This window comes from Pseudomonas sp. FG1 (genome assembly GCF_034313875.1).
Classification (GTDB): domain Bacteria; phylum Pseudomonadota; class Gammaproteobacteria; order Pseudomonadales; family Pseudomonadaceae; genus Aquipseudomonas; species Aquipseudomonas veronii.
This window is the reverse complement of sequence record NZ_JAVIWP010000002.1, coordinates 1-5,956: the sequence shown is the minus strand read 5'-3', so window position 1 is coordinate 5,956 and position 5,956 is coordinate 1. Positions and strand designations below refer to the sequence as shown.

The window sequence follows — 5,956 nt, the reverse complement described above, 5'->3', positions numbered from 1 at the left end:
GCTCAACAGGCCTTGGGTGTTGTTCACATCACCGGTGAGGTTCAGCACCAGCGGTTGCTGGCTGAAAACCTTGCCGCCGCTGTTGTCCAGCGTTGAGCCGGTGAGGGTCACACGTTGGCCGTTGAGCTGGCCGAGGGTACGGTTCAGCAACTGGTCAACGACAAGGCTCAGGGCGTTGGCGGCAAACAGCTTGCCGCCATCGCTGTTGTCCAGCTGTTGACCGTTGACGCTGACATCGGCGCTGCCGTTTAACTCGCCCGCGCGGTTGTCGACACTGCCCACATCCAGTTTCAACGCGTTGGTCGTGCCGACCAGGCCGGTGCGGTTATCCAGGCTGGCACCGCGCAGGTGCAAGGTATCGGTGCTGATCACCTGGCCTTTCTGGTTGTTGATCACGCCGGCATTGAGCGTTGTGTCAGCCTTGCCTGCGACCTGCCCCGCGCGGTTGTCCAGGCTGGCGGTGGTCAGCAGCAGCGAGCCGTCACCGACCAGGCTGCCGCGCAGGTTGGTGAGCAGGTCACGGGCACTGATGTCCACGCCATCATGGCTGCTGATGATGCCGTCGGTGTTATCCAGCTGCGTGCTGCGCGCAGTGAAACCCACGGCGCTGATATGGCCGTTGACGTTACCCAGTTGCTGGTCCGCAGTGAGGGTCAGGGCCTGATTGCTGATGAGTTTGCCGTTGCTGTTGTCCAGGCTGCGCGCAGCCAGCGAAAACGCATTCTGGCTGGAGATTTCGCCGCCCTGGTTACTGAGGTTGCCCAGGTTGCTCAGCAGCAGGATTGGCGCATTGATCAAGCCGCTGTTGCTCAAGTCGCCGCCGTTGAGGTTCAGGTTCAGTTGGGTGTTGCTGAACAATTGGCCGTTCTGTTGGGTCAGCCCGGTGAGGTTCGCGCTCAACACATCGGCGCTGGCGATACGCCCGCCGTTGTTGACCTGGGCCGCCGTGAGGTCGAGCTTGCCGGTGCTGGTGAGCTGCCCGCCCGTGGCGTTGTTGAACTGGCCGGTGGTGATGCGGGAGGCACCGTCACTTTTGATCAGGCCTTGCTGGCTGTTGTCGAGGCTGGCACTGGAAAGTGCCAGGCCTTGCGCCGCGTCGAAGGTGCCGCCCAGGTTCAACAAGTCGCCAGCGCTGGTCACGCTCAGCAGGCCGGCGCTGGACACCTTGCCGCCGGTGTTGTCGAGGCGTTGGCCGAGCAGCGTCAGGCCGCCTTCGCTGCTGAGGGTGCCGCCGGCGTTGATCAGGCTGGCGCCCGGCAACATGGCCGGAGCCAGTTGAATGGCCAGCGAGTGCTGGGCCGCCACGCTGCCTTGGGTGTTGTCCAGGCGCGTGCCCACCAGGTGCGCGTCTTGAGCGAACACCAGCCCTTTGGCCTGGTTGATCACCTGGGCAACGGCCAGTTCCAGTGCAGTTGCAGCGAGCAACTTGCCGCCACTGTTATCCAGGTATTGGCCGCTCAGCGAGACACTTTGCTGACTGGAAATTTCCCCCACGCGGTTGTCGACGCTGTCGATACTGAGTTTCAGCGCTTTTGTGGCGGCAACCAGCCCACCGTTGCGGTTGTCGAGGGTGTTGGCATTCAGCGTCAGGTTGCCCTGGGCCACCAGTTCACCACCCTGTTGAGTCAGCGCTCCCAGAGTTGCGTCGAGATCGCCCTGGCTGGCGATACGTCCCTTGTCGTTGCTGACGGTATCGAACGCCAACTGCACCGGGCCGGTGGCGCTGGTCAAGCCGTTACTGTTATTCAGCGACTGACCCACGAAGCCCAGTGCCTGCTTGCTGTTGATCACGCCCTGGCGGTTGTCCACCTGGCCCGTGTGCAGGTTCAGATTCCCGTTGGTGCGAATCGCCCCGGTGCGGTTGTCCAGGCTGGCGGACTGGATGTCCACCGCGCCCTTGGCCTGCACGCTGCCTTGCGCATGGTTGTCGAGCAGGCCGTCAACGGTCGCACTCAAGCTGCCGTCGCTGACCAGGCTGCCGGACTGGCTGTTGTCGAGGCTGGCGGATTTGACCTGCAAGCGTTGGCCGGCGCCGAGAGTGCCGCCATTGTTACCCAGTGCCCCGCTGACGTTCAGGTCAAGGCTGTTATCGCCCAGCATTTGCCCGCGCTTATTGCTCAGCGTCGCGGCATTGACCACGCTGGCACCGGCGCTCGATACCTCGCCGTTGTCGTTGACGAGGTTGCCGGCCACGGTCAATCCCAGGTCCGTTGAACTGCTCAGCAAGCCGTGAGTGTTATCCAGTGTGCCCGCTTGCGCCTTGAGCCCGGCCGCCGAAATTTCACCGTTGAGGTTGGTCAGCAGCTGCGCGACCGTGAGGGTCAGCGCCTGGTCGCTGATCAGCTTGCCGGCGCTGTTGTCGAGGTTCTGCGCGACGAAGGTAAAGGCCTGCGCGCTGGAGATTTCGCCGCCGCTGTTATCCACATTGTCGAGATGGTTCAGCAGCAACGCGCCCGGGGCGTGGATCAGGCCACCGGCGTTGTTCAATAGCCCGTGGTTCAGGTCCAGAGTCAGGCTGGCGGTGCTGTACAACTGGCCGCCAGCGTGTTGGTCCAGGCCGGTAACGCTGGCGTTCAGCGCCTGAGTGCTGGCGATGCGGCCGGCGCCGCTGTTGTCCACCTGTGCGGCGCTGAGGTCGAGGCGATCGGCGCTGGTCAGCCGCCCGCCCTGGTTGTTCAACGCACCGGTGACGACGCGCACCGCGCCGTCACCGATAAGGTGACCGGCAACACTGTTATCCAGGCTGGCGCTGGTCAGCATCAAACCGGCGGCGCTGAGCAGTTCGCCGCCCTTGTTGCTGACCGCACTCTGGCTGGTGAGCGCCCATGGCCCGGCACTGCTGATGCGCCCGCCATCGTTGATCAGGTTGCCCATTTGCGCGCTGAAGCGGCTGTCGCTGCGTACCACGCCCTGCCCGTTATTGAACTGATTGCGCAGCAGCAATGACAGGTCGTCTTTGGCATACACGCTGCCCTGGCCACTGTTGTCCAGGCTGCCCGCGTTGATGCTGACGGTGTGCTGCCCGCTGAGGATGCCCTTGAGCTGGTTATCGAGGCGATCAAGCGTCAGTTGCAGCGCGCCGCCGGCCAGCAGGTGACCGCCCTGGCTGTTGTCGACGCCGGTACCGGTCACGCTCAGGTCGTTAACGCTGGAGACTTCGCCGCCGCGGTTGTCCAACTGGCCGACGGCAAGGCGGCTGTTGGCCTTGCCGATGATGCGGCCCAGGCTCCCGTTGTCCAGGCTGGCGGCGCTCAGTTGCAGGTCGCCGGTAGCGGCGAACAGGCCAGTCTGGTTGAGCAGTTGCCCGGCGATCTGTGCCGTCAGTTGGCCGTTGCTGGTCAGGCTGCCATTGGTGTTATCCAGGCTCGCCGCGCTCAAGTCGAACGCCTGGCCGGTCGCCAGGGTGCCCTGGCGATTATCGATGGCTCCAGCGCCGACAAGGCTCAGGCTTGCGTCACCCTGCACCTGGCCCTGACGGTTATCCAAGGTGCCCACAGTGACCGAAGCCGTGTGCGCGAGGATCTGCCCGTTGCGGTTATCCAGCCCACCGTCGACCTGCACGGCCAAGCCGCCCGTGGCACTGAGGGTGCCGCCGACGTTGCCGAGGCTGGCGCCATGCACCTCCAGCGCCTGTGCGGACACCAGCCCCTTGGCGTTTTCCAGGGCCTGGGCAATGTGCACTGTCAACGCCTGTGCGCTAAGGAGTTTGCCGTTGCTGTTGTCGAGGTTGTCGGCCAGCAGGCTGAAACTGGTGGTACTGGAGATCTCGCCGTTGCGATTATCGACGCCGTTCAAATGACTGAGCAGCAACTGCCCCGGCGCGTTGATCACGCCGCCCAGGTTGGTGAGTTGGCCACGATTGAGGTCAAGGCTCACATCGGACTGGCTGGCTACCCGGCCGGCGGTATTGTCCAGGCTGCCGACGGCGACCTGTAAACCGTTGGCAGAAATCACCCCGGCACCGTTGTTCAGCACTTGAGCGATCTGCACTGTCAGGGCCTGATCGCTGAGCAGCTTGCCCGCGCCGTTATCCAGGCTATTGGCGGCGAGCGAAAAGCCGTGTGCACTGGAAATTTCGCCCTGATGGTTGTTAACGGTGTTGAGACCCTTGAGGGTCAACTGGCCGCTTGCGTTGAGCAGCCCGTTGCGGTTGTCCAGCAGGCCGCTGTTGAGGTTCAGGCTCATGTCGGCGGTGCTGTAGAAACGGCCGCCGTCATGCTGGTCAAGGCTACCCAGGTTTGCGTGCAGCCCCTGGGTACTGGAGATTTGGCCGCCGGCACTGTTGTTGACCGGGCCGCTTGCAAGGTCAAGCGTGCCTTGGCTGGTAAGCGCGCCCTTTTGGCTGTTGTCCAGTGCGCCTGCGGTGAGTTGCACCGCCTGCCCCGCCGCTATCCGCCCGCCCTGATTATTCAGCGCGCCGCTGGCGTTGAGGCTCAACGCCTGCCCGGCCGACACCAGGCCGGCAACGTTATCCAGAGACGCAACCTGCAAGCTGACCTGGCCAACACTCGACAGCTCGCCTGCGTTGTTGAGCAGTTGGCCCACCGTGCCGTTGAGATTGCCGGTGCCGCTCAACAGCCCACCAGTGTTGTTGAGCAACTGGCTGGCCGTCAGCCCCAGGCTGCCGGCGCTGATTATCCGACCCTGATTCGTGTTATCGACTTGATCGGCACTGACCTGCGCCTGACGCCCGGCGCTGAGGGTGCCGTGCTGATTGACCAGCGCAGCCGCATTCACCGTCAGGTCACGGCTGGCGATGATGGTGTTACCGGTGTTGTCGAGGGTTTGCGCGGTCAGGCGCACATCGCCGTTGGCATTGCGGCTGTTGTCGGCATTGACGCCCGCTTCAATAATGCCGCGGTTGCTCAGGCGAGCGCCGCTGTCCAGCGTGATGCTGTCACGGGCTGCCAGGTTGTTGGTGTTGCTCAGGTCGCCCTGGGCCTTGATCGCCAGATCCGTACCGGCATATACCGCGCCTTGGGTTTCCAGGCTTTGGGCGGTCACATTCAATGCATTGCCGGCAGAGGTTTGCCCCAGGTTCAGGTGCCCGTTGGCGTCGATCCGGATATCACCACCGGCCACCATGTTGCCGGCAAGTTTTACCCCCACGCCCGCCTCAGTGCCCACCAGCCTGATCGTGCCGGCGTACATCCCGCCCAGCGCCGACGAATCGATAGCCAGTGCCGGTGCAGCACTGCCGTCCGCAGCCCGTGCGGCGGCATTCAAGGTGCTGGCGTCCACGTCATTGCGACCGGCAACAACGGTCAGCTTTTGCGCCTGAATCTGCGCATTGATGTGCGCGGCGCGGGTGATGATTTCGAACTGGCCCACGTTGCTCGCGTTCAATCCGTCGCCGTCAACCGACACACTGCCCTGGTCCACCTGGTAGCGGCTGACCTTGCCGTTTTCAATCACGGCCTGGCCGGTGGTCAGCGTCACCTGCGGCGTGTTGATAAAGCCGCAGCCATTGCAGCTCACACCGTAAGGGTTGGCGACAATCACATGGGCCGCCTGCCCCGCCACTTCGGTGTAGCCGCGCAACTGGCTGGGGCTGCCGCCGTTGACTTCGTTGAGGATGGTGCTGGCGGCCTGCCCGGTGAAATTGGGGTTGCCAACAATGATCCCGCCCAGTTGCGTACTTTGGGTGCGATCCGTGGCGTTGTTGAGGATCAGGCCCTGCGCGCCGACGTTGTAGTCATGGAACTGGTTATGGGACAAGCCCGCCGCATTCGGCGCCGCGATGTTGACGATGGGCACGCCGTTGCCCGCTTGCGCCAGTGTGGTGCCGGGGGCATTGACGACGATGCCATCCGCCTGTGCCAGCAACGGTTGCCAGAACATGGCGTTAACCAGGATTAGCGCCAACCCGCGCTTGGGCAGCCCCAGAAACGACGTGCGGTTTTTCAGGGCCGCAGAAGGTTGGCGCGCAAGAAAGGCGAATTGGCGGACGTCCATG

At 63.6% G+C, this 5,956-nt stretch carries 1 protein-coding gene; it reads right to left on the bottom strand.

Going from position 1 to position 5,956, the window contains the following annotated elements:
- Positions 1–5,955, bottom strand: a 5,955-nt coding sequence (locus tag RGV59_RS30860) for a filamentous hemagglutinin N-terminal domain-containing protein (protein ID WP_322247154.1), incomplete at its 3' end; no start/stop codon positions are given.
- Position 5,956 lies beyond the last annotated feature (1 nt).